This is a genomic window from Nocardioides dilutus (assembly GCF_054779555.1).
On sequence record NZ_BAAGYA010000002.1, the window covers coordinates 257451 to 280422 of the forward strand.

The window sequence follows — 22972 nt, forward strand, 5'->3', positions numbered from 1 at the left end:
GCGCACGTTTCGTGTTCGCGACGCGGATTACTAGCATGTCGCCATGACGGTGGGGGCCACGCGGGACCAGCAGACAGTGCTGCCTGACGGCACGTCCGTCGCGGCCGTGATCGACGGCGTGAAGATGCGGTCGACGCCCAACCACGTGGATCACCGCGGGTCGGTGTTCGAGATCTTCGAGGGCCAGGGCGACTACTGGGACGAGCCGGTCGTCTACGCCTACCAGTTCTCCATCCGGCGTGGCCTGATCAAGGGCTGGGGCCTGCACGAGCACAAGCGGGACCGCTACACGCTCATCAGTGGCGAGGTCCTCGTCATCCTCTACGACGCCCGACCGGACTCGCCCACCTCGGGCGTGGTCCAGCGCATCGTCCTCAGTGACCGAGGGGTGCGCAACCTCACGATCCCGACCCACGTGTGGCACCTCAACATCAACCTCGGCCCTGACGAGGCCTTCCTCATCAACTTCCCGACCGAGGCCTACAACCACGCTGCGCCGGACCGGCTGCTGCTGCCCTGGGACACCGACGTGATCCCCGTCGACGTGCGCGCCCTCCTGCCCCAGGCCTGACCTGTGCTGGTGGCCCCTGGCGCGGCCGAGGTGGTGGCGCTGGTCCCTACGCTGGGCTCCGACGTCGACCGCCTGCGCCGTTGCGTCACGGCTCTGGCCGCCCAGTCCGGAGACCTGGCTGTCGTCGTCCTGGTGAACTCGCCGGAAGGCGGCCGTGTCCGTGACCTGCCCGGCGAGGTCGTCGTCGTCGAGTGCGGGCTCAACCTGGGCTGGGGTGGCGCCCTCACTCTTGGGCGTTCGCTCGCCGAACCCGCTTTCCTGTGGCTCGTCCAGGACGACATGGTGGCGGAGCCCGACGCCCTCGCCGTCCTGCGTGCGGCCCTCGAGGCTGAACCCGGGACCGCGGTGGTCACCCCGATCACCGTCGGCGACGACGGGCTGGTGCCGGCGGGCAGTCTCGGTGGCACTCTGGACGACGACGGCGTTCTGCGCCGTTGGCACCCACCAGAGGCCACTCCCCCCGAGGACCTGAGCGGCCTCGGGGACCTGTCGTACGTCGCCAGTCGGGGGATGCTCGTGCGGACGAATGCCTGGGACGACGCAGGGGGGATGAGTCCGCTGTTCCACCCGGTGATGTACGCCGACGTCGACTTCTGCGTCGGGCTGCAGCGCGCGGGCTGGTCGGTCGCAGCTGTCAGTGGCTCCCGGATCCACCACCGGCAGCTCGGCTCCACCACGAGGCCGTTTGCGGAGTTCCTGGGACGGCGCAATGCGGCGTTGTTCGCGGCTCGTAGGTTTCCCGGGTCGGAGGTTGACGACGGCCGCCCGTCGCCGGCGGCGTCCCTCGGAGGTCCGGTGCATCCCGACCTGTCGCCCGCATTGGTCACCAGCATCGCCCAGGCGGCGGCCGATGCGCTGCTCCACCTCGGGTCGCACCACACTGCCGCGGTCACCAGCCTGGAGGACCGGGTCGCGTCGCTGAACGTCCAGCGCGCGGCGTTGGAGGACCGGGTCGCGACGCTGGAGGCATCGGCCGTCGAGCGGGAGTCCGACCTGCAGAGCCTGCGTCGCCGGCTGCGCCGGAGCCGTCGCCGGCTGCTCCGCACCCGTCGGCGGCTGGCCACCGCACGCAGCTGGCGTGGCCGCCTCGGCCTGGCTCGCACTCGCTAGCGCGCGTCCCATGGGGTGAGGTCGTCACGGCCTCCAGGGACGTTCGGCTCTACAGATATCCAGGCGTGGTTCCTACCCTGGCAGTGAGGGTTCCGCGAGTCGGTTGCGCCGACTTCGCAACAGCGGCCTCGGCGTGCCAACTCCGGTGATCCCCAGCGACAACTGGAGAGAAGGCGCGAAATGGCCAAGAAGGCAGGGCACCTGGGGACGCGCAGCATGGCTGGGTCTCGGCGCATTCTGGGTTGGATATCGGCGGGAGTGATGGTCGCCGGCATGGCGGCGCTCCCCACCGCGGCACCGGCGGCGACGCAGGCGGAGGACACCGACCTCCAGTACGTCAACGCCGTGGCCGACGCAAGCCTCGTGCACCTGAAGGTGAAGTGGACCGGTTGGGTGGCCGCCCCACGGGAGATCTTCCTGTACGGCACGCCCGATGACTACTGGACACTCAACGAGGGCTACTACGGCCCCTACACGGTCACCACGACGTGCTCCGGCTTCTTCGCGTCGTCGTCCGGCGAGGTCGTCACCGCTGGGCACTGCGTCGACGACGAGACCTATGACGGCGGCAAGAGCGCGATCCTGAGCGCCTTCGTCGCCGAGCTCGGCCAGTCGACCGGCGCGACGCCGGCGGAGATGGCCGAGGCGACAGCGAACCTCCAGGCCAACGCCGACATCGAAGGCCCGGACGCCGGCTCGCCGCCGGATCGTGAGGTCAAGGTCACCGCTCCCGCGATGGCCAAGCGGGCGTTCCCCGCGAGCGTGCTGGACGTTCAGACGTTCCGGGACGGCGACGTGGCGCTCCTGAGCGTCACCGGTCTGGTCGGTCCCCTGCTCCCGGTCGCCCCAACGGCACCGGCGAGCGGCGTCAGCGTGGTCGCGGCCGGCTTCTCCGGAGGCGTCGCCGAGATCGTCGACTCCGAGTCGCCGCCGACCTTCAACGCCGGCAGCGTCAGCGGCACCGAGACGATCAACGGAACGCCGTTCACGTCGATCTCGTCGCGGACCAGCCCTGGCATGTCGGGCGGCCCGGTCCTCAACATGGAGGGTGAGGTCGTCGGCACCGTCTCCTGGGCGCTGTCCAGCGAGACCGACCGCTCGACGGACTTCATGGCCAGCGCGGCGTCCATCCAGTCGCTGCTGGCGGGCAACGGCGTCGACAACACCTTGGGTGAGGCCGAAGTGGCCTACCGCGAAGGACTGTCGCTCTACTTCCAGAGCCGCTATCACGACGCGGTAGTCAAGTTCGACGAGGCGCGGGCGCTGCAGCCCGGGTGGAAGTTCATCAGCGAGTTCCGGCAGGACGCCGTGGCCAACTACGCGAACGACGTAGCGCCACCCGAGGCTGAAACCGAAACCGAAGCCGAAGCCGATTCCGAGAGCGGCGGCGGCGGAGTGCCGACCTGGGCCTACATCCTGGGCGGGGTCGTCCTGGTCCTGGGTGCGGGCGGCGTGCTGGGCACGCTCGTCCTTCGGCGTCGCCACGTCCCGCCGCGGACGACGGGTCCGGCAGCCATGCCGATCGGTCCGGTCCCGGTCGGGCCGGCCACTGCGTCGGCTCCGCGGGCCGTTCCCACGGCACCTCCGACGGCACCCCCGCTGACCGTGCCTACCGTCGCGGCCGTCCCCACGGCACCAGTTCAGCCGGCGCCGGCGGTGACCCTGCCGCCGTCGGCACCGGCACCGGCGGCAGCTCCGAGCGGACACGGCTTCTGCCCGAACTGCGGAGCACAGCACGAGCTGGTGGCGCACTACTGCGAGAGCTGCGGGCAGCCGTTCGCCGCGGCCCTGGACGGTCTGCACCACGAGGTCTGACAGGAGGTCTGAACCGACGGATCAGCAACCGGGGTGGGCTCCGGCCCACCCCGGTTGCTGCTCGCGTGCTGACGATCCAGCCGTAGAGTGACCCGGGTGCCCGGTGAGCTGACAGTCGTCGTCCTCGCAGCCGGTGGCGGCACCCGGATGAAGTCGAAGACCATGAAGGTCCTCCACCCGGTGGCGGGGCGGTCGATGATCGGCCACGTCCTCGCGGCGGTGCAGGAGACCTCGCCGTTGCGGATCGTCACCGTGGTGGGTCATCAGCGCGAGGAGGTCGGAGCCCACGTGCTCGAACTCGCACCCGAGGCGATGCTCGCGGTCCAGGACGAGCAGCACGGCACGGCGCACGCGGTGCGGACCGCCATCGACGCGGTGCTGGCCAGCGGTCAGCAGCTTCGCGGCACCGTGCTCGTCGCCTACGCCGACACCCCGCTGCTGCAGGGGGAGTCGCTGATGCGGTTCGCGGCGGAGCACGAGGCCGCCCAGCGCGCGGTGAGCATCCTGTCGGGGCTGGTCCAGGACCCGAGGGGGTACGGCCGGGTCGTCCGCAACGCCGAGGGCGACGTCGAAGCGATCGTGGAGGAGAAGGACGCGACCGACGAGCAGCGCGCGATCCGCGAGATCAACTCGGGGATCCTGGCCTTCGACGCGGAGTTCCTGCTCGACGCGCTCCCGCGGATCGGCAACGACAACGCCAAGGGCGAGTACTACCTCACTGACACCGTCCACCTGGCCCGGCAGGCCGGGCTGCACGTCGGTGCTCACGCGATCGACGACGTCTGGCAGACCGAGGGTGTCAACGACCGCGCCCAGCTCGCCGCGCTCGGGGCCGAGCTCAACCGCCGGATCGTGACCCGCTGGATGCGTGACGGGGTCACGGTCATGGACCCGGCGACCACCTGGATCGACGCCGACGTGGTGCTGGCCGAGGACGTCACGCTCCTGCCCGGCGTCCAGCTGCTCGGGGCGACGGTCGTCGCCGAGGACGCAGTGATCGGTCCCGACACCACGCTCAAGGACTGCGAGGTCGGCACCGGCGCCCGCGTCGTCCGCGCCCACGGCGAGCTCGCCGTCATCGGCGACAACGCCCGCGTGGGCCCGTTCGCCTACCTGCGACCAGGCACCCAGCTCGGCACCGGCGGCAAGATCGGCACCTTCGTCGAGACCAAGAACGCCCAGATCGCCGCCGGAGCCAAGGTGCCGCACCTCTCCTACGTCGGCGACGCCGAGATCGGCGAGGGTAGCAACATCGGTGCGGGCACGGTCTTCGCCAACTACGACGGCCTCGAGAAGCATCACACCAAGGTCGGCAGGCTGGCCCGTACCGGTTCCAACAACACCTTCGTCGCCCCCGTCGAGATCGGCGACGGCGCAGCGACCGCTGGGGGCACCGTCGTACGCCGTGACGTCCCGCCCGGGGCCCTCGCGGTCAGCGGCGGACCCCAGCGCAACCTCGAGGGCTGGGTGCGTCGCCGGCGGCCCGGCACCGCCCAGGCGGACGCGGCGGAGGCTGCGCAGCAGGACGTGGGAGAATCGGACTGACCTCCAGTCGAGGCGTGCTGCGAGCCAGGAGAGCCACCTACGTGACCGGAATGAAGAGGACCACCGAGAAGAACCTCATGGTCTTCAGTGGTCGGGCCCACCCCGCGCTCTCCAACGAGGTGGCCGACCTGCTCGGCACCGCGCTGGTGCCCACGACGGCCTACCAGTTCGCCAACTCCGAGACCTACATCCGCTACCAGGAGTCGGTGCGCGGCTGCGACGCGTTCGTCATCCAGAGTCACACCGCGCCTATCAACGAGTGGATCATGGAGCACCTGATCATGGTCGACGCGCTCAAGCGGGCGTCGGCCAAGCGGATCACCGTGGTCATGCCGTTCTACGGCTACGCCCGCCAGGACAAGAAGCACCGCGGCCGCGAGCCGATCACCGCGCGGTTGATGGCCGACCTCTTCAAGACCGCCGGCGCCAACCGGCTGATCACCGTCGACCTGCACGCCGACCAGGTCCAGGGGTTCTTCGACGGCCCGGTCGACCACCTGATGGCACTCCCGATCCTGGCCGACTACGTGTGGGGGAAATACCGCGAGCAGTCGCTGGCCGTGGTCTCGCCGGACGCCGGCCGGATCAAGGTGGCCGAGCGCTGGTCCGCCCGCCTCGGCGGCGCGCCCCTGGCCTTCATCCACAAGACCCGCCGGACCGACCGGCCCAACGAGGCCGTGGCCAACCGGGTGGTCGGCGACGTCACCGGCCGCCTGTGCGTCCTTGTCGACGACATGATCGACACCGGCGGCACCATCGCCAGCGCCACGGAGGCGCTGATGGCCGACGGGGCTGCTGGTGTGGTCGTCGCCGCCACCCACGCGATCCTCTCCGATCCCGCGGTCGACCGGCTGAAGAACTGCCCGGCGCAGGAGGTCATCGTGACCAACACCCTGCCGCTCCTGCCCGACCGCGAGTTCGACAAGCTGACCCAGCTCTCCATCGGGCCGCTCGTGGCGCGGGCGATCCGTGAGGTGTTCGAGGACGGCTCGGTCACGTCCATGTTCGAAGGGGAAGCCTGACTGTCTACCTGCCGGTCAAGCTGAAGTGCTGGTAGTCCTTCAACGTTCGCCAGTCGCCGCCCCACTCCCACCCGATCGAGGCGAACGCCGCCACGACGACGTCGCCCGGCGCGATCATCCCGGCGCGCACGTCCTGGCGGTCGAGGTAGGCGGAGGCGAGCTCCGGCAGCACCAGGTCTCCCTTGAGATAGGGGTTCTGGAACGAGTTGAGGTCGATGGCGAGCCCGTAGGCGTGCTGGGAGTAGGTCGTCCCTCCCACGGCCGGCCGGCAGGCGAAGGCGCCGGTGTTGTTGCCGTCGCCGGTCGGGGGCGCGTCGAGCTCGTCGAGCCGGGTGATCCGCATCTCCTCGATCGGGTAGCGCGCGTCGTACAGCTGCCGGAACACCGAGACCACGTCGTCCGCGACGCTCGCGTTGACCAGCAGCTCGCCCGTGTGCCGGGTGTCGTCGAAGCCCCAGAAGGTGAGTCGCACCCAGCTCAGCTCTTCGGCGGTGACCGGGCAGTCCGGCTGCCAGGTCGAGCGGGCGAGGACCTCTGGCGGCACCGGCTCGACCAGGGATGCGAAACCCTCGCCGGGCAGCGGCTCGAGCTGGTCGGGGAGTGTGAACCGCCGGTCTCGCAGCTCGGGTGGGGTCGGCTGCACCTCGCCGAACCCGTCGGGGCGCAGCGGCAGCACCCGGGTGCCGAGCCAGGCCGGCGGCATCGTGCCCGGTGCCGGGGTCGGCGGCGTCGCGGGGGTGGGAGTCGACGTGGGAGCAGGTGTACGGCTGGGTGCGGGGCTCGGCGAGGGTTCGGCGACCGGGGCGGTCGGCTGGGTGCAGGCCGCCAGCGTCAGCGCCAGCGCGGCCACGGCCAGGGAGCGGCGCGGCGGTCGAGGCACCCCTGCAGGCTACGGCGGATCGTTGCGGTGGATTGGGTCGTCGGCCCTCGCGGCGGGTAAGGTCGCTGGGTTGCCTCGGCGAGGGAGTCCGCTGCACCAGCAGCAGTCTCCGTGATCGACAGGGCCGGCCCGTCCGGGCGCGCGCTCCGATCGTTCGTCGAGAGCCCCCGACGTAGACCGACAACCAGCAGGAGCAGAACCGCCATGGCCACCGAGAAGATCACCGCCGAGACCCGCACCGAGTTCGGCAAGGGCGCGGCCCGCCGCATCCGGCGCGCCGACAAGATCCCCGCCGTCCTCTACGGCCACGGCAACGACCCCGTGCACCTCACCCTGCCGGGCCACGACACGATGATGGCGCTCAAGCACGGCGGCGCCAACGCGCTCCTCGACCTCGACATCGACGGCACGAGCCAGCTCGCCCTGACCAAGCAGGTCCAGGTCGACCCGATCCGCCGCACCCTCGAGCACATCGACTTCGTCGCGGTGCGCCGCGGTGAGAAGGTCACCGTCGACATCCCGATCCAGGTCGTCGGCGAGGCCGCGCGCGAGACGCTGGTCGTCACCGAGAACGCCACCGTCCAGGTGGAGGCCGAGGCCACGCACATCCCCGAGTTCATCGAGGTCTCCGTCGAGGGCGCCCAGGCCGGCACCCAGATCCTCGCCTCCGACCTGAGCATCCCCAAGGGCTCGACGCTGCTGGTCGACCCGGAGACCCTCATCGTCAACGTCACCGAGCAGGTCAGCGCCGAGGCGCTCGAGGCCGAGCTCGAGGAGGCCGAGGCCGAGGCCGGGATCGAGCGCGAGGAGTCCGACGCGGACGCCGAGGCCGCTGCCGACTCCGGCGCCGGCGATGGCGGCGGGTCCGGCGAGGCTGCGGCCGAGGGCGACGCCGCGGCGGAGTGATCTTCCGGCGCTCGAAGGAGCCGTCGATGGAAGGCACCGAGGCCTGGCTGGTCGTCGGGCTGGGCAACCCCGGCCCGGCGTACGCCGGTCACCGTCACAACGTGGGCTACCTCGTCGTCGACGAGCTGGTCCGCCGGCAAGGCTCGCCGCTGCGCGCCCACAAGTCCGGACGTGCCGAGGTGCTGGAGGGACGGTTCACCCCGCCCGGGGTCGAGGGCCCTCGGGTGGTGCTGGTCCGTCCGCGTTCGTACATGAACGAGCTGGGCGGACCGGTCAAGGCGCTCGCGGGCTTCTACGGCGTTCCCCCGGAGCGGATCGTGGCGGTGCACGACGAGCTGGACCTCCCGTTCGAGAGCATGCGCATCAAGCTCGGCGGAGGCGACAACGGCCACAACGGGCTCCGCTCGCTACGATCGTCGCTCGGCACCGGGGACTTCTACCGGGTGCGGGTCGGGATCGGCCGGCCGCCGGGTCGGCAGGACCCCGCCGACTACGTGCTCTCGAACTACTCCGCGGCCGAGCGCAAGGTGCTGCCGCTGGAGGTCGACCGGGCCGCGGACGCCGTCGAGTCGCTGGTCACCCAGGGCCTCGAGCGCACCCAGCAGGTGTTCAACTCCTGACCGGAGCCGCCTCAGGCGGGAGCCGGCAGCAACGGGTCGCCGGGCAGCAGGCTCTCCAGCGCCTCGATGAGCTCCGCCAGCGGCGACGTCTTCGGGATCAGGCAGCGGGCGCCCGCCTCGAGGGCGAGGACCGTGTCGTCGTGGTTGCCGGTCATCACCACCACCTCGACCCCGGCGCGGACCGCCGGCGCGAGGAAGAGGCCCTCGTCGGCGTGCGCGCGGAGGTCGACGTCGAGGAGCAGGACCTCGGGCGGGTCGGCCAGGATCCTCGGCAGGACCGTCGCGAGCGCGTCCTCGTCGGTGAGGTCGACGCTGGTGGCCTCGAACCCGTGGTTGGCCAGGGCGATGACGACTACGTCCGCGACCAGCAGGTGGTCGGCGACCACCACCACTCGTCCGCGACATCGGAATGGGTCGCTCATGGGCACTCTCCAGCCCATGTGTGGTGTTGGACGTACTTCCCCGTGATGCGTGTATCTCGCACAGTACTCCTGTCGGAAGCCGAGAGGCCCGGTCCGGTGGTCGTGCTACCCACCGACCGTCGCAGCATAGTGACCGAGCGCGGCGAGTGCCATGGGCCTGCAGGTATGCCCGGTTGGCCTCACTAGGGTGAGCACCGTGACTTTCGAGGCAGCCGCTCCACCTCCGTCCGCGGCGAACAGCGACCACGAGCTGGCCACCTGGTTGGCGCAGGAGGCGGGTCGCCGGCTGCTCGGCGTGCGAGGGGAGGGTCTCGAGGGCCGGGAGCTGAAGGACGCGGGCGACCGCGCGGCCCACGAGCTGCTGATGGACCTGCTGGCCCGCCACCGTCCGGGTGACGCGGTCCTGTCGGAGGAGGGCAAGGACGACCGGGTCCGGCTCGAGCGCGACCGGGTCTGGATCGTCGACCCCCTCGACGGCACCAGGGAGTTCTCCGAGCCGCCGCGCGACGACTGGGCGGTCCACGTCGCGCTCTGGCAGGAGGGCGACCTCGTCGCCGGAGCGGTGGCGCAGCCGGCCCTGGGCCTCACCTTCACCACCGGCGCCCCGCCTGTCGTGCCGCCGCGTACGGCGGCACGACCCCGGATCGCCGTCTCCAGGACCCGACCGCCGGACTTCGTGCACGGCCTGGCCCGGGAGCTGGACGCCGACCTGGTGCCGATGGGGTCCGCCGGGGTCAAGGTGATCTCCGTGGTGCGGGATGTGACCGACGCCTACGTGCACTCGGGAGGGCAGTACGAGTGGGACTCGGCGGCCCCCGTGGCGGTGGCCCGGGCCTCAGGCCTGTTCACGTCCCGGGTGGACGGATCGGCACTGCGCTACAACCAGCCCGACGTCTACCTGCCCGACCTGGTCGTCTGCCGCCCCGAGCTGGCCGAGCCGATCCTGGCCTACCTGCGCGCTCACGACGTCACCTGAGCCGGCGGCTCAGTACGCGCCGCGATGACTCAGCACCGCACCCAGGGTCCGGGCGATGATCGAGACGTCGAGAGTCCACGACCAGTTGTCGACGTAGGCGAGGTCGAGGCGGACGGTCTCCTCCCACGAGAGGTCCGAGCGCCCCGAGACCTGCCAGAGTCCGGTGATGCCCGGCTTGACGTCCAGCCGTTGCCGCAGGTCCTGGCTGTAGGCGTGCGCCTCCGCCGGCAGCGCGGGGCGCGGGCCCACCAGGGACATGTCGCCACGAGCGACGTTGAGGAGCTGGGGCAGCTCGTCGAGGGAGTACCTGCGGAGCACGGCGCCGACCGAGGTGATCCGCGGGTCGCGCCGGATCTTGAAGAGCAGGCCGTCCGGGTCGCACTCGTTGACGCCCGCGAGGTCGTCCCGGCGCTCCTCCGCGCTGACGTGCATCGTGCGGAGCTTGAGCATCGTGAACGGCCGACCGTCACGTCCCACACGGGTCTGCCGGAAGAGCGGCGTGCCAGGTGAGTCCAGGCGGATCACGAGGAGCAGGGCCGCCAGCAGCGGTGACAGGAGGAGCAGGAGCAGCACCGCGGCCCCGCGGTCCACGGCGTCCTTGACCAGGCGGGCGGGGCCCGAGACCGCGGCCGGCCGCACGTGCAGCAACCGGGTCCCGATGTGAGTGCGGAAGTCGATCGCGCCGTCGCTCACGTCCCGGACGCCCGTGGAGATCAGCAGGTCGGTCCCGTCGGCCCGGAGCCGTCTGCGCAGGCGCCGGAGCTCGTCGTGGTCGAGGTGCCCTCCCGGTACGACGATGACGGCGTCCGCCCGGTGAGCGGCCGCGGCCTCGGCGACGCGGGTCAGCCCTGGCCACACCGCCAACCCCGAGCAGCTGGCGGCGGGCTCTCCGGCATCGGCCGGGAGGCAGACGGCGACCGGGTCGAAGGTTGTGGTCCCGGACCTGGCTGCGCGCCGGAGGTCGTGGAGCAGGTCGTCGATGCTGCGCGGGTCTCCGGCCAGCACCACCTGGCTGGGGGGTTCCTCGACTCCGGCCGCCCGGCGCATCCCGATGGTGGTCAGCGGGACCAGGGCGACCAGTGCGACTGTCGAGCGCGCCGTCGTCGCCAGGTCGCCGAAGAGCGTGGGGGCGAAAGCGACGAGCGTCCAGAGGGTCACGCCCAGCCCGAGGGTGGCCCGGAGGACCGCGCGGGCGTGCACGCGGTGCCGGGCACCGGGACGGGCGGCGTAGCCGCCGCAGGAGGCGAGGAGTGCCAACCAGGCCGCGGCGACTCCCGACGACACGACCGTGGACCAGGCGCCGACCGTGTGCTGCAGCGCGAGCGCGGGAGCGGCGACGGCGGCGAGGTCGAGCGTGAGGAGAGCGACAGGCACGCGGTGCGCTGCACGCCGTACCCCTGCGGTGGTGAGCCTGTGGGGCGTCTCGACGGACGCGACGACGGCCGCGCCGGGCAGCGGCTGGTGCGTCGTCGTCATCGGGTCCCCTTCGAAGTGCGCTGCCGCCAACGTAGGGACCGTGAGCGAGCGCAGCATGCCGCATATCGGGCATGTTCGGGCCGGAGGACTTGCAGGTCAGACGTGCTGCGGCGGCCGCCACCCGACGCGATGGGCCAGGCCCACGGCCGCCAGCTGGGACGTCACCTCGAGCTTGGCCAGGATGGACTTGACCTGGGTGCGCACGGTGGCCTCCGACACGACTCCTTCGGCGGCGATCTCCCGGACCGTGTGACCCTTCATCAGGTGGGCGAGCACCTGGCGCTCCCGGACGGTCAGCTGGTCGAGCTTGGTACGTGCGTCGACCAGGTGAGCCCGCTCCTTCCCCCAGGCCTCGAGGAGCTCCTCCCGCTCCTCGGCGCCCATGACCCGCAGCCCCTGGTTGATGCGTCTCACGGCCGCGAGGATGTCGTTGAGCGGACGTGACTTCGAGAGGACCTTGCGCGCGCCGAGACGCACGGCTTCCCCCCACCGGGCGCGGTCGACCGAGGCCGTGACCACCACCACGTTGATCCCGGCGCGGGCCAGCGGAGCGATCAGTCGCTCACCCTCACCGAACCGCCCAAGGTCGAGGTCGAGCAGCACGACCCTGGGGTGGAGGCGCGTCAGCGCCCCGACGAGGGCCTGCGGGGACTGCTCCTCGGTCGGCACCGGCAGCCGGCGCACGTCGTATCCCTCGATCGTGAGCACGAGCTCCAGGGACTCGGCGAACAGGACGTGATCCTCCAGGATCACGACCCGCAGGTCGCTACGAGGCGTGGGCGACTTCACGGGCGATCTCGTTGTCGGAGACACGCTCGGGCAGACCCACCACGAAGGTGGCACCGTCCACCGCCTGCCGGAGGTCGAGGGTCCCGCCCTGCTCGGTCATCAAGCGCCTCGCGATGGCGAGCCCGAGGCCCTGGCCGGGCGAGTGGTGACCGCGGGAGCCCCTCTCGAAGATGCGGGACCGCAGCTCGGCGGGAACGCCCGGGCCGTGGTCCGAGCACGCGATCTCGACGACGCCGCCGGATAACGAGACCGACAAGGTCACCGGGCCGCCGGCGGCGTGCCGCCCGGCGTTGTCGAGCAGGATGTTGACGACCTCGGCCAGGTCGTCGGCCCGACCGGAGGCCCTGAGACCGCTCGGGCGCCACCTGACGTCCGCACCACGGGTCCGGTGGCTGAGGACGAGGGTGCCCAGCACCTCGTCGACGTCGATCCCGATGTCGTCGGACGGGCTCGGACGGTGGTCCATCAACCGGACGAGCCGCGCGACCTCCGCCTCGACCATCAGCTCCAGACGGCGTCGCCGCGGCTCCGGCAGGGTCGGGTCCTGCTGGATGATCTCGGAGGCACCCGCGATCCCGGCCAGGGCCGAGCCCAGCTCGTGGAGCAGGTCCCGCTGCTCGTGGACGGCGACCTCCGTCTCGACGAGCGCCGAGCGCAGCCGCACCACCTGGTCCTGGTGATCGCGCGTCGCCCCCCACAGCAGCCGCACGGCGGTAGCGCAGAGGACGAACCCGCCCAGCAGGTTGGCCCCGATCGCGGTGCCCGCGACAGCTGAACCGTCGAGGTGACCCGCCGCCTGCGCGGACACCAGCGCGACGGCGGAGAAGGCGAGCCGCTGGCGGACCCAGAGCGACACGTGCTCGCGCTGCAGCAGGTTCCAGGCCAGGACCAGGCCGATGAGTACGAGCAGTGTCCCGGCCACCGCGGTGCCGCCCGGCCCGAAGCGGAACCCCGGCGCGAGGAGCACCCCCAGGCAGGTGGCCGCGGTCAGGACCATGCCGCCGACCGCCCCGACCAGGGCAGGGTCGCCGAGGACGTCGAACCGCTCGCACTCCCGGGCGATGATGACGAGCACCCCGGCTACCGCGAGCTGGTTGACGAGCAGCCAGCCCTCCACCCCCTGCGGCGCTCCAGGTTGCTGCGACTCCTGCAGGAACGACAGGAGGAAGGCGGGCAGAGCTCCGAGGACCAGTCCCAACGCCAGCCACCCCGACAGCCGGCGGTTCCAGGAGTCCTCTCCGTCGACGCCCGCGAGCCGCCACAGCACGTAGGCGGCCGCCCCCGCACCGAGGGCGAGCGCGTAGGTGACGAACGCGACCGTCGGTGACGTCGTCGTGAACGAGTGGCCGCGGCCGGCCATCAGCATCCACGCGGTCAAGGAAGCGACGAGGACGCAGGCTCCGGTGGTGAGCCAGACGACGTCGCGTCCGATGCTGCGGTGATAGTGCTTCTTCAGCATGTGCCCCCCCAGGCTCATCGACTGGCCGAGCCGGAACCTCGAGGCTCAACCGGTGGTGTTGTCGCCGCCTTGGGTCCGAGAGCACTGGGGTGCGGTCCCGAAGTTGGGGAAGCAACTTCATCTGGTGATACGGGGGACGGGAGTGAGGCTATACCACAAGTTGGGGGCGCATATGACCTGAAATGACTATTCCTTTCTGGTTCCAGATAACCATTCCCCTCCCCAATATCAGGTGACTCGCCCCGCCGGACCCAGACGACCAGCGTGGTTTCGACACGCTGAGTCACACGGGACTGCCTTCCAGATGCGATGTCAGGACCAACACAAGGGAGGTCGTGCATGGCGCGAGCGGGCGTCTCGTCCGACGTGCGGAGCAAGGTGCGCGTCATGATCGTGGCCGAGCACACCCTCGTGGGCGAGGCGGTGCGGGCGGCGCTCAGTGCCCGCGGCCACGCCTCGGTCGTCGCGCCCATCGGCGAACCTCCGCCGGCTGACGGTGCCGAGGTCGGCATCCTGCTCACCCACACGTTCGACGAGGAGTCATCTCGAGCGTTGGCGTTCATGGAGCAGCTGACCATCCCGTGGCTGGTCCTGGCGCCGGAGGACCGAGGGCCGATGTGGGGGGCCTACTACTCGAGCGCAGCCAGTCTCGTCGTTCCGCCCGGCGCCAGTCTCGATGACGTGTGCCGCGAGCTCCAGGCGCTCGCCCACGGTCGCGGTCCGTCGGCGTCGCGCGGTCGACGCGAGCTGATCGACGCCTGGCACCAGGCCATTCGCGACCGCGAGGAGCTGAACCAACGGCTCGGCTCGTTGACCCACCGAGAGCACCAGGTGCTCCGCGAGCTCCACGGCGGCGTGGGCGTGCGCTCCATCGCGGAGGGCTCCGAGGTCACCGAGGCCACGGTCCGCACCCAGGTCAAGGCGATCCTGAGGAAGCTCAACGTCTCGTCCCAGATCGCGGCCGTGGCGGCCTACACGCAGGTGCACGACGATCCCCCCGCAAGCGCTGTCACGAGCCGCTCGGCGACCGCTGCGCTCTAGCCGGGACCCGCATCCCGAGTCGCCAGGAGGCTGTTCATGACGTCGTTGCGGGTCGTCGTGGGCAGCGACCAGACCCTCGTCGCGGAGTCGGTTGCGGCAGCACTCCGCAGCCGTTCCTACGACGCCCTGGTGGTCCGGTGGCCCCGCACCGCCGTGGAGCCCGCCCCGACGGTGCGCCGGCGCCGCTCGTCGCGCCGCTCCTTGGGACCTCCGCCTGACGCGGGGCTGGTGGTGAGTGACCTGACCAGGATGGACCAGGTGCAGGCAGCACGGATCCTCGTCACCGGCCTGCCGGTGCCGTGGTTGGTGATGGCCGGCGTCGCCCGCGGTCCGGCGTGGGGTGCGCTCTACGAGAGCGGGGTGGTGCTCGTCGTCCCGAACGACACCGGGCTCGACAAGGTGTGCCGCCTGCTCGACGACCTGGCCTCGGGCAGGCTGGCATCCCGGCGGCGACGGGGGCACCGTGAGCTGGTTCAGGCCTGGCGCACGTTCACGGAGCGGCGCAGCGAGCTGGAGACCCGTCTGAGGACCCTGACCGATCGGGAGGACGAGGTGCTCCAGCTGCTGCACGAGGGGGTGTCGGTCCGCGCCATCGCCGAGGAGTCGGAGGTCACCGAGGCCACCGTGCGCAGCCAGGTCAAGTCGATCCTCAGGAAGCTGGACGTCAACTCCCAGATGGCCGCCGTGGCCGCCTACGAGGACGTGCTGGACGACTCCCCCAATTGAGGTACGTCGACGTCGTCCACGGAGCGAGGCGGCCGCCGCCGATCATGCTCACGGCGTGGACGCCCTGCGACTGCCCGACGGACCTCTGGACGTCCTCTGCGTGGGGGCTCATCCCGACGACGTCGAGATCGGGTGTGGGGGCACGCTGCTGCGACTCGCGGAGCGGGCCGACCTGCGCCTCACGGTCGCGGTCCTGACCGGAACGCCCGACAGGGCAGCCGAGTCGGCGCGAGCGCTGCAGGAGATCCTGCCCGGGGTCAAGACGCACTTCGCCGCCCTGCCAGACGGCCGGCTGCCGACCCACTGGGAGGCCGCGAAGGAGCACCTCGAGGACCTCGCCCGGCACTGTCGGCCGCAGGTGGTGCTCACGCACCGCGTCGACGACGCCCACCAGGACCACCGCACGCTGGGGGTCATGGTGACCACCGTCTGGCGGGACGCCCTCGTGCTGCACTTCGAGATCCCCAAGTGGGACGGTGACCTCGGTGCCCCCTCCCACTACGTGGGGCTCACCCGTGAACAGGCCCGGCGCAAGGTCGACCTGCTCAACCGGCACTTCCCGAGCCAGCATCCGCACGACTGGTGGGACGACGAGGTCTTCCTCGGGCTGATGCGGCTGCGGGGCATGGAGTGCCGCCGCCCGTACGCCGAGGCGTTCCACGTGTCCAAGGCGCTCGTGGAGGTGTGAGCAGGATGCGGGTCGAGGCCGGCGAGCTGGGCGACGTGCTGGTGTTCCGCCCGTCGCCGTCCCATGACGACCGCGGCTTCTTCACCCGCACGTTCGACGCCGCGGTGGCGTCGGCGCACGGGCTCGACCCTGCGGCCTTCGTCCAGGACTCGCAGTCGCGGTCGTGTCGCGGGGCGCTGCGCGGCCTGCACGGTCGCGGCGGGGCGGGCGAGGCCAAGCTGGTCCGTTGCGCCCACGGCGCGATCCTCGACGTGATCGTCGACGCCCGACCCGGCTCACCGACGTACGGGAGGCACCAGGCCTTCCGCCTCGACGACGAGCAGCTCCTGGTGCTCTACGTGCCCCGAGGCTTCCTGCACGGCTTCCAGGTGCTCAGCGAGGTCGCCGACATCTGCTACCGCATCGACCGGCCCCACGACCCCGCCGAGGACGTCTCGGTGCGCTACGACGACCCGGACCTCGCCATCGCCTGGCCGCTACCGGTGGACACCCTCAGCCCGCGGGACCGCTCCGCGGGCTCCTGGCGCGAGCTCGCCGACCGCCATGTCCGCGTCTGAGGGCCATCGCTGCCGTGGCTGCCGCTCCAGCGACGGCCAGGTCGTGCTCGACCTGGGTGACCAGCCCGCCGCCGATCGCTTTCCCCTGGTCTCGGACGCCGGCCCCGACCCGCGCCACCCCCTCGCGATGTGGTGGTGCGCCGCGTGCGGCCTGGCGCAGCTCATGGACGACGCCACGGTGGCCGAGGAGCCGCGGGCGATCGAGCCGCGCGCGGCCGTGCGGCAGGCGTACGACGCCGTGGCCGAGCTGGTCGCCCTTGAGCTGTTGGTGCCGGGCGGGTTCGTGGAGTTCGCCAGCCCCCACGGCGGATCGTGGGGGGAGGCCCTCGCCGCGCACGGCTTCCTGCCCGCGCAGGGGCGCCGGGCGGGCCTGGTCATCGACGTCTACGGCCTGATGCACGACCGCGACCAGGGCGCCGCACTGCAGGCCAGGGCGGACGCACTGACCGACGACGGACTTCTCCTGCTCCAGTTCCCGACGTACGCCGCCACCCTGCGCAACCGGGAGTGGAACGCGCTGCGGCACGGCCACTTCGCCTACCACAGCATCCCCGCCGCCAGGCGGCTCCTGGCCGACGTCGGGTTGTCCGTCCTGGCCGCGCGCACGTACTCGTTGTACGGCGGGTCGGTCCTCCTGCTGGCCTCCCGCACGGAGGCCGGTCCGGCCGACGAGGCCGCGGCGGTCGACGACCTGGAGCGGGCGGAGGTCGCCGCCGGGGTCCTGGACCCGGAGATGATGGTGCCGTTGGGTCAGGCACCGGCTCGCGATGTCGCGTGGCTCCGCGGCTGGGTGGTCCGGCAGCGCGGCGGCGCCTGGCTCTACGGGGCCGGCTCGCGGGCGGTGGCCGTGCTTGCCGCGGCGGGGTTGCCGGACGGTGCCGTCGCCGCGATCGCCGACGCCTCTCCTGCCAAGCGGGGACGCAGGATGCCCGGCACGAGGATCCCGGTCGTCGAGCCGGCGGCGCTCCTGGCGGCGGATCCCAGCGAGATCCTGCTGATGCTCCCGGACCTGCTCGGCGAGGTCCGCGAGGCGTGGCCCGAGCTGTCGGGTCGCTGGGTGGTCCACGGCGACCGCTGACCGACCGGACCCCCCGGAAACGATCGGTCAGCGGTGCCGCACGTCAGATGACCTCGAGCCTCGGGAGCGGGACGACCAGCCGGGCGCCCCACTCGCGGGTGTGTTCCAACTGGACGGAGATCTCCTCGCGCAGGTTCCACGGGAGCACCAGGATGTAGTCCGGCCGGGTCTCGGCCAGCTTCTCCGGGGCGTGGATCGGGATGTGGGTGCCGGGCAGGAACATGCCCTGCTTGTAGGGGTTGCGGTCCACGGTGTAGGCGAGCAGGTCCGCGCGGATCCCTGCGTGGTTGAGCAGGGTGTTGCCCTTGCCGGGCGCGCCGTACCCCGCCACCGTCCGCCCGTCCCGGCGGGCCCCGATCAGGAACTCCACGAGGTCGTCGCGAGCGGCGCTGACGGCCGAGGCGAAGCCGGCGTGGCCCTCGACTGTGTCGAGACCGGCGGCGCGCTCGTCGTCCAGCACCTCGGCCACCCGCGCGCTGGGGGCGGTCGCGTGCTCGGTGGGCATGGACCAGGTGCGCAGCGACCCGCCGTGGGTCGGGAGCTGCTCCACGTCGACCACCGCGAGGCCCGCCTCGGCGAGCACACGCCGGGTCGTGAGGAGTGACAGGTACGAGTAGTGCTCGTGGTAGATCGTGTCGTAGAGCCGGTCCTCGATCAGCCGCAGCAGGTGCGGGATCTCGATGGTCACCGTGCCGTCGTCCTTCACCAGGGCGCGAAGGCCACGGGCGAAGTCGACGATGTGGGGAACGTGTGCGAAGACGTTGTTGGCGACCACGAGGTCCGCCTTGCCGTGGTCGCCGGCCACGGCCGTGCCCGTGGCCTGTCCGAGGAAGTCGCAGACGGTCTCGATGCCCTTCGCCTGAGCCACCTCCGCGATGTTCGCCGCCGGCTCGATGCCGAGGCACGCGATGCCGAGGTCGCGCACGTGCTGGAGCAGGTAGCCGTCGTTGCTGGCCACCTCGACCACGAACGAGTCCTGGCCCAGGCCCAGCCTCGCGACCGCCTGGTCGACGTAGCGCTTCGCGTGCGCCACCCACGAGTCGCTGTAGGACGAGAAGTAGGCGTAGTGGCTGAAGATGGCCTCACCGGCGAGGTAGGCCGGCAGCTGGACGAGCAGGCACGACGAGCAGATCCGCACGTGCAGGGGATAGAACATCTCGCCCCGGTCGAGCCGGTCCTGGTCGACATAGCTCTCGCAGGGCGGTGACATGCCGAGGTCGACGAACGTCTGTGTCAGCTCGCTTCCGCAGAAACGGCACTTCGGGACGATCACGCGGCCGACGCTAGAGGCGGCCTGGCCCACCGGGCCCGGTCGCCGGGCGACGTACCCCGAATGGGGGAGCGAGCGCCCCTCCCCGCTGGCCTCAGCCGCGCAGGCTCTTGGCGACCCGGACGGCCCGGTTGCGAGCACGCCGGCGCAGCCCAGGGCGGTCGATCATGACCAGTTTCGGCCAGTCGGGGCCGTCGTCGGCGCGGATGCTGGTCCGTGCCTGCATCCAGGCGCCGGTCGGCGCCCAGCCGCCGTCGCTGGTGTACACCCTGGTGACGCCGCTCCGTCGCAGGGCCCGCAGGACGTGGCGGTCGTAGGAGCCGAACGGCACCGCGACCTCGGAGACCTCCGAGCCGGTCAGGTGCTCGAGGTGCTGCCGTGCGCGCACCATCTCGTCCTCCACCTGCGTGGCACCGCGCGAGCTCCAGTCCAACGACCGCCAGTCACGGTGCATCCACCCGTGCGAGCCGATGATCATTCCGGCACGGTGCAGCTCGCGCACCCCCGAGCGGTCGAGCCTGCCCGGTTCGCCCATCAGGCCCGCGCACACGTAGAACCGGGCCGTCAGCCCACGCTCGAGCAGTCGGGGCAGGCCGATCTCCAGGTCGGAGAGGTTGCCGTCGTCGAAGGTGATCGTGACGTCCGGGCGCCCCACGACGGCGTCGAGGAGCCCCTCGAGCTGCTCGACCGAGATCCAGACCTGGTCCTCGCCGTCGTCCAACGGCCGGGAGGGAAGCGGTCCGGCTCCGTGAACCGTGACGTTGACGGCCATCGCGCCAATCTCCAAGGGATCGGGGCAACGGAGATCCGGACGAGGGTCCGTACCCCCTCGATTGGGTATCGGGAACCCCATCGCCGAAATGGGGGAGGGGTCAGGCATCGCGCGACCTCGACACCGGATCGTCTCCATGCTGGTGCGGTGGATGCCTTGGCTGGGGTCGTTGTCCCCGCACACAACGAAGAGCGTGTGATCGCGCACACACTGGCCCGCCTGGCGGTCGGCGTCTCTCCGGGCGACCTCGATGTCGTGGTGGTGTGCAACGGGTGCATGGACCGGACGGCCGAGGTGGCCCGGAGGGTCGCGCCGTGGGCCCGCGTGCTGGAGATCCCGAAACCGTCGAAGGCCGAGGCCGTCCGGGTGGGCAACGCCGCAGGAACCGTGTACCCGCGGGTCCACCTGGACGCGGACGTCGCCATCTCGGGCGCCGATGTCGTCAACCTGGTCCAGTCGCTCCGACAGCCTGGGATCCTGGCGGCGGCGCCGCAGCGAGTGCTGCTGCGGGAGCGGTCCAGCCGCCCTGTCCGCTGGTTCTACGACGTGTGGGAGCAGCTGCCACAGGTGCGCAGCGGGTTGTTCGGACGGGGCGTGTTCGCGCTCTCCGAGGAGGGACAGCGCCGGGTGGACGCTCTGCCCCACCTGATGAGCGACGACCTGGCGGTGTCCGAGGCCTTTGATCCCAGAGAGCGGCGGGTCGTGTTGACCGCGTTTGCAGAAGTGCGCGCCCCGGAAAGCCTCCGCGACCTCCTCCGTCGCCGGGTCCGGATCGCGACCGGCAACGCCCAGGCAGGCACGGCCGGCCTACGACGACCGGAGTCGTCGACGGCGTGGACCACCCTGGTCACCCTGGCCGTACGGCGGCCCGTACTCGCGCCGCGGGTGGCACTGTTCGTGCTGGTCGGTGCCGTCGCGCGGCTGCAGTCGCGTCGCGCGGTCCGCTCTGGCGACTTCACCACGTGGCTCAGGGACGAGAGCTCCCGTGCTTGATCGGCGTCTCAGAGCGAAGCTGGAGCAGCAGGTACCGCACGTTCCTCCCCAATTTGAGGGGTAAGGCCAAGGGGTCCCAGCCTCGGTAGGCGCGGATCGCGTGGAATGTCGCTGTCCGAACATCCAGGTCGACGTTCCCGGGGCTCGACGTTAGTTGTTCGCGAAGGAAGGATGGCTGATGGTCGGCGTTCTCCTGCTGCTGCGGCGCCGCTGGCGATTGGCCCTGGCAGGACTGCTGCTCACCATCGCGTTCTGCGGGAACGTTCTTGCGAGTGCTCAGCCGTACTACCAGGCCACGGGTCAGATGCTCTTCCTGCTGCCGCCGACGAACCCCGACCCGACAAGGCCGCCGGTCAACCCCTACCTCAACCTGCAGGACGGTATGGGCACGACGGCGAACCTGATCAGCGGCATGGTCACCACGAAGGACGTCGAGGACCAGCTTGCGCGCCGCGGACTGACGGCGGAGTACACGGTCACGTATCTGTCGCAGACGGGCCCGATCCTCCAGGTGGACGCCAGCCACCCCGACCCCCAGGTCGCCGACCGGACCAGGGACGCCGTCATGGACCTGGTCGATGCCGAGCTGGCCACCCTGCAGCAGGAGGCCGACACGCCGAAGAACCAGTTGATGACGGCGACGCGGCCCACAGTCAGCAAGCACCCCGTCGCGTTGTACGGCGGCGTCTACACGGCGGCTGGCGTGACCGCGATCACGGGACTCCTCCTGGTGATGCTGCTCTGCTTCGCAGTCGACAGGCGGTTGCTGCGCCAGCGGTCACGGCGAGACGCACGGGCTGACTTGGTCGAGGCAACGACCGAGGGCGACAAGGCATCCCAGATCCGCCGCGGTCCCGGGCTGCCGGCGGTCGACGAGGACGAGGACGACGAGCCGGTGGTCGCGTCCCTGCAGCACAGCAACGACCCGACCGGGGGGGCAGCTGACGAGCGGATCCACGAGCAAGCGACCGAGAACGACCTGGACGAGCCGGACGCAGGGTCAGGCGAGCTGCGCGTGCCCCTGGACCGGCACGAGTCCGGCACAGCGGAGAAGGCGGGAGCGAGTACGGACGAGGTCCCAGGTCCTGCCGTGCGCGTCACAAGTCAGTCTCGCCGGCACCGCGACCGCATGGCCAGGCGTCGTCAACAGGCCGACGCCGCTGCGGTCGAGGCACCCGAGGGGTCGGACGACGCGCGGCCGAGATCGTTGGCGGGGTGACGGTGACGACCGGGTCGTCCGCCTCACCAGTGGCCACACCCGCCAACGAGGACACCCTGGCCCTGGATCGAGTCGCCGTCGTGGTGGTCAGCTTCAACAGCGCCCAGTACCTTCCCGGCCTCATCGCGACCCTGGCCGAGGGTCTCGCGGGGGTCTCCTGGGAGCTCGTGGTCGCGGACAACGACTCCAGCGACGACAGCGTCGAGCTGGTGCGCCGCGCCGCTCCGCGGGCCACCGTGGTCGAGATGGCGCGCAACGCGGGCTATGCCGCCGGTGTCAACGCTGGCGTGGCGGCGGCCGCGCCGCACAACGCCGTGCTCGTACTCAACGCCGACGTACGACTGGATGCGGGTTGCGTCATGAGGCTGCTCGGCGCGCTGCGCCAACCCGGAACGGGCATCGCAGTTCCACGCCTGCGCGATCGTGCGGGACGGCTCATTGCGTCGCAACGCCGCGAGCCGACGATACGGAGGATGGTCGCGGCTGCGTTCCTCGGCGCGGAGAGGGCTGGCCGGCGCGGAGCCTGGGGAGAAGTCGTCACCAACGAGGCTGCCTACGACCGCGATGCCGTGACGGACTGGGCGGAAGGGTCGACTCAGCTGATCCACAGCGAGTGCTGGACCTCCGTGGGTCCGTGGGACGAGTCCTACTTCCTCTACTCCGAGGAGACGGACTTCGGACTGCGTGCGCGGGACGCCGGCTTCGTGACCCGGTACGTCGCCGACGCGGGTGCCGTGCACCTCGAGGGCGGGTCCGCGGGATCTGTCCGGCTGTGGCCGTTGGTCGTCGCCAACACGGTGCGTCTCTACCGGAGCCGCCACGGCCGGCTGACCACCGCCGGGTACTGGGCAGCATGCCTCCTGAGAGAGGGGAGCCGGGCGCTGCTGGGTCGGCCCGCAGCCCGGGCCGCGGTTGCGACGCTCGTCAGTCCCCGACGCCTGGGTGCCCCTCGTGGACCGGAGTGGCTCCGATGAGCAGCGAGGAAGCGCAGCCGTGAGCAAGCATCAGGCGTCGGTCACCGACAGAGTTCGTCAGGC

At 71.3% G+C, this 22972-nt stretch carries 23 protein-coding genes; 16 read left to right on the plus strand and 7 right to left on the minus strand.

All coding sequences use genetic code 11. The features are described from left to right. Positions 1–43: 43 nt before the first annotated feature. The 5 genes from ACYVC6_RS10800 to ACYVC6_RS10820 all read left to right on the plus strand — a co-directional run bounded on the left by ACYVC6_RS10800 (position 44) and on the right by ACYVC6_RS10820 (position 6063). Positions 44–571 (plus strand): dTDP-4-dehydrorhamnose 3,5-epimerase family protein, encoded by a 528-nt coding sequence (locus tag ACYVC6_RS10800; protein ID WP_460713847.1) that lies wholly within the window; start codon positions 44–46, stop codon positions 569–571. A gap of 3 nt (positions 572–574) precedes the next feature. Next, a complete protein-coding gene (locus tag ACYVC6_RS10805; RefSeq protein WP_460713849.1) occupies positions 575–1681 on the plus strand; it encodes a glycosyltransferase family 2 protein in 1107 nt (368 codons plus the stop codon). 273 nt (positions 1682–1954) lie between these two features. After that, positions 1955–3496 (plus strand): trypsin-like peptidase domain-containing protein, encoded by a 1542-nt coding sequence (locus ACYVC6_RS10810; protein WP_460713850.1) that lies wholly within the window; start codon positions 1955–1957, stop codon positions 3494–3496. 96 nt (positions 3497–3592) lie between these two features. Then, positions 3593–5041: a bifunctional UDP-N-acetylglucosamine diphosphorylase/glucosamine-1-phosphate N-acetyltransferase GlmU gene (glmU, locus tag ACYVC6_RS10815; protein ID WP_460713852.1), complete on the plus strand. Its 1449-nt coding sequence runs from the start codon at positions 3593–3595 to the stop codon at positions 5039–5041. A 41-nt stretch (positions 5042–5082) separates the two neighbouring features. Beyond that, positions 5083–6063, plus strand: a complete 981-nt coding sequence (locus tag ACYVC6_RS10820; RefSeq protein ID WP_460713854.1) for a ribose-phosphate diphosphokinase — start codon at positions 5083–5085, stop codon at positions 6061–6063. A 4-nt stretch (positions 6064–6067) separates the two neighbouring features. Here ACYVC6_RS10820 and ACYVC6_RS10825 read toward each other — a convergent pair whose 3' ends face one another. Further along, complete coding sequence (locus ACYVC6_RS10825; RefSeq protein ID WP_460713856.1) at positions 6068–6943, minus strand: M15 family metallopeptidase; 876 nt, start codon at positions 6941–6943, stop codon at positions 6068–6070. 204 nt (positions 6944–7147) lie between these two features. Here ACYVC6_RS10825 and ACYVC6_RS10830 point away from each other — a divergent pair, with 204 nt between their 5' ends. Next, positions 7148–7849 carry a 50S ribosomal protein L25/general stress protein Ctc gene (locus tag ACYVC6_RS10830; RefSeq protein ID WP_460713858.1) on the plus strand — a complete coding sequence of 234 codons (702 nt, stop codon included), beginning with the start codon at positions 7148–7150 and terminating at the stop codon, positions 7847–7849. A 26-nt stretch (positions 7850–7875) separates the two neighbouring features. After that, on the plus strand, positions 7876–8469 hold the full coding sequence (gene pth / locus ACYVC6_RS10835; RefSeq protein ID WP_460713860.1) for an aminoacyl-tRNA hydrolase: 594 nt from the start codon (positions 7876–7878) through the stop codon (positions 8467–8469). Positions 8470–8480: 11 nt separating this feature from the next. Here pth and ACYVC6_RS10840 read toward each other — a convergent pair whose 3' ends face one another. Next, positions 8481–8891, minus strand: a complete 411-nt coding sequence (locus tag ACYVC6_RS10840) for a hypothetical protein (RefSeq protein WP_460713862.1) — start codon at positions 8889–8891, stop codon at positions 8481–8483. Positions 8892–9087: 196 nt separating this feature from the next. Between ACYVC6_RS10840 and ACYVC6_RS10845 the strand changes: the two genes are divergently transcribed. Beyond that, positions 9088–9867 carry a 3'(2'),5'-bisphosphate nucleotidase CysQ gene (locus ACYVC6_RS10845; RefSeq protein WP_460713864.1) on the plus strand — a complete coding sequence of 260 codons (780 nt, stop codon included), beginning with the start codon at positions 9088–9090 and terminating at the stop codon, positions 9865–9867. A gap of 9 nt (positions 9868–9876) precedes the next feature. On the opposite strand, the gene ACYVC6_RS10850 is transcribed toward ACYVC6_RS10845, so the two are convergent. The 3 genes from ACYVC6_RS10850 to ACYVC6_RS10860 all read right to left on the minus strand — a co-directional run bounded on the left by ACYVC6_RS10850 (position 9877) and on the right by ACYVC6_RS10860 (position 13591). After that, on the minus strand, positions 9877–11343 hold the full coding sequence (locus ACYVC6_RS10850; RefSeq protein ID WP_460713866.1) for an exopolysaccharide biosynthesis polyprenyl glycosylphosphotransferase: 1467 nt from the start codon (positions 11341–11343) through the stop codon (positions 9877–9879). 96 nt (positions 11344–11439) lie between these two features. Beyond that, complete coding sequence (locus ACYVC6_RS10855) at positions 11440–12132, minus strand: LuxR C-terminal-related transcriptional regulator (RefSeq protein WP_460713868.1); 693 nt, start codon at positions 12130–12132, stop codon at positions 11440–11442. Beyond that, entirely contained in the window at positions 12110–13591 is a 1482-nt protein-coding gene (locus tag ACYVC6_RS10860; protein WP_460713870.1) for a sensor histidine kinase, read from the minus strand. Before ACYVC6_RS10860 ends, ACYVC6_RS10855 begins: the two co-directional genes overlap by 23 nt. 339 nt (positions 13592–13930) lie before the next feature. On the opposite strand from ACYVC6_RS10860, the gene ACYVC6_RS10865 reads away from it, so the two are divergent. The 5 genes from ACYVC6_RS10865 to ACYVC6_RS10885 are packed head-to-tail and all read left to right on the plus strand — an operon-like array spanning position 13931 to position 17681. Next, positions 13931–14632 (plus strand): helix-turn-helix transcriptional regulator, encoded by a 702-nt coding sequence (locus tag ACYVC6_RS10865; protein ID WP_460713872.1) that lies wholly within the window; start codon positions 13931–13933, stop codon positions 14630–14632. A 36-nt stretch (positions 14633–14668) separates the two neighbouring features. Further along, on the plus strand, positions 14669–15358 hold the full coding sequence (locus ACYVC6_RS10870) for a helix-turn-helix transcriptional regulator (RefSeq protein WP_460713874.1): 690 nt from the start codon (positions 14669–14671) through the stop codon (positions 15356–15358). A 55-nt stretch (positions 15359–15413) separates the two neighbouring features. Beyond that, on the plus strand, positions 15414–16046 hold the full coding sequence (locus ACYVC6_RS10875) for a PIG-L deacetylase family protein (protein ID WP_460713876.1): 633 nt from the start codon (positions 15414–15416) through the stop codon (positions 16044–16046). A 5-nt stretch (positions 16047–16051) separates the two neighbouring features. Further along, positions 16052–16603 carry a dTDP-4-dehydrorhamnose 3,5-epimerase family protein gene (locus ACYVC6_RS10880; RefSeq protein ID WP_460715327.1) on the plus strand — a complete coding sequence of 184 codons (552 nt, stop codon included), beginning with the start codon at positions 16052–16054 and terminating at the stop codon, positions 16601–16603. Beyond that, a complete protein-coding gene (locus tag ACYVC6_RS10885; RefSeq protein ID WP_460713878.1) occupies positions 16590–17681 on the plus strand; it encodes a class I SAM-dependent methyltransferase in 1092 nt (363 codons plus the stop codon). The genes ACYVC6_RS10880 and ACYVC6_RS10885 overlap by 14 nt, the downstream gene beginning before the upstream one ends. 43 nt (positions 17682–17724) lie before the next feature. Here the strand turns inward: ACYVC6_RS10885 and ACYVC6_RS10890 are convergent, their stop codons facing one another. Next, complete coding sequence (locus ACYVC6_RS10890) at positions 17725–18954, minus strand: methyltransferase domain-containing protein (protein WP_460713879.1); 1230 nt, start codon at positions 18952–18954, stop codon at positions 17725–17727. A 91-nt stretch (positions 18955–19045) separates the two neighbouring features. Next, positions 19046–19723 carry a polysaccharide deacetylase family protein gene (locus tag ACYVC6_RS10895; RefSeq protein WP_460713881.1) on the minus strand — a complete coding sequence of 226 codons (678 nt, stop codon included), beginning with the start codon at positions 19721–19723 and terminating at the stop codon, positions 19046–19048. 147 nt (positions 19724–19870) lie between these two features. Here ACYVC6_RS10895 and ACYVC6_RS10900 point away from each other — a divergent pair, with 147 nt between their 5' ends. From ACYVC6_RS10900 to ACYVC6_RS10910, 3 genes are all read left to right on the plus strand, one after another. After that, positions 19871–20716 (plus strand): glycosyltransferase, encoded by an 846-nt coding sequence (locus ACYVC6_RS10900; RefSeq protein WP_460713883.1) that lies wholly within the window; start codon positions 19871–19873, stop codon positions 20714–20716. Positions 20717–20894: 178 nt separating this feature from the next. Then, positions 20895–21935: a hypothetical protein gene (locus tag ACYVC6_RS10905; RefSeq protein ID WP_460713885.1), complete on the plus strand. Its 1041-nt coding sequence runs from the start codon at positions 20895–20897 to the stop codon at positions 21933–21935. Next, the gene (locus ACYVC6_RS10910) at positions 21932–22909 is read left to right on the plus strand and encodes a glycosyltransferase family 2 protein (protein WP_460713887.1); all 978 of its coding nucleotides are present in this window, start codon (positions 21932–21934) and stop codon (positions 22907–22909) included. The genes ACYVC6_RS10905 and ACYVC6_RS10910 overlap by 4 nt, the downstream gene beginning before the upstream one ends. Positions 22910–22972 lie beyond the last annotated feature (63 nt).

Coding starts and splice junctions, on each gene's coding strand:
- ACYVC6_RS10865 (WP_460713872.1), top strand. CDS start 13,931: ATGGCGCGAGCGGGCGTCTCGTCCGACGTGCGGAGCAAGGTGCGCGTC.
- ACYVC6_RS10830 (WP_460713858.1), top strand. CDS start 7,148: ATGGCCACCGAGAAGATCACCGCCGAGACCCGCACCGAGTTCGGCAAG.
- ACYVC6_RS10810 (WP_460713850.1), top strand. CDS start 1,955: ATGGCGGCGCTCCCCACCGCGGCACCGGCGGCGACGCAGGCGGAGGAC.
- ACYVC6_RS10905 (WP_460713885.1), top strand. CDS start 20,895: ATGGTCGGCGTTCTCCTGCTGCTGCGGCGCCGCTGGCGATTGGCCCTG.
- ACYVC6_RS10870 (WP_460713874.1), top strand. CDS start 14,669: ATGACGTCGTTGCGGGTCGTCGTGGGCAGCGACCAGACCCTCGTCGCG.
- ACYVC6_RS10800 (WP_460713847.1), top strand. CDS start 44: ATGACGGTGGGGGCCACGCGGGACCAGCAGACAGTGCTGCCTGACGGC.
- ACYVC6_RS10895 (WP_460713881.1), bottom strand. CDS start 19,723: ATGGCCGTCAACGTCACGGTTCACGGAGCCGGACCGCTTCCCTCCCGG.
- pth (WP_460713860.1), top strand. CDS start 7,876: ATGGAAGGCACCGAGGCCTGGCTGGTCGTCGGGCTGGGCAACCCCGGC.
- ACYVC6_RS10840 (WP_460713862.1), bottom strand. CDS start 8,891: ATGAGCGACCCATTCCGATGTCGCGGACGAGTGGTGGTGGTCGCCGAC.
- ACYVC6_RS10850 (WP_460713866.1), bottom strand. CDS start 11,343: ATGACGACGACGCACCAGCCGCTGCCCGGCGCGGCCGTCGTCGCGTCC.
- ACYVC6_RS10880 (WP_460715327.1), top strand. CDS start 16,052: ATGCGGGTCGAGGCCGGCGAGCTGGGCGACGTGCTGGTGTTCCGCCCG.
- ACYVC6_RS10885 (WP_460713878.1), top strand. CDS start 16,590: ATGTCCGCGTCTGAGGGCCATCGCTGCCGTGGCTGCCGCTCCAGCGAC.
- ACYVC6_RS10860 (WP_460713870.1), bottom strand. CDS start 13,591: ATGCTGAAGAAGCACTATCACCGCAGCATCGGACGCGACGTCGTCTGG.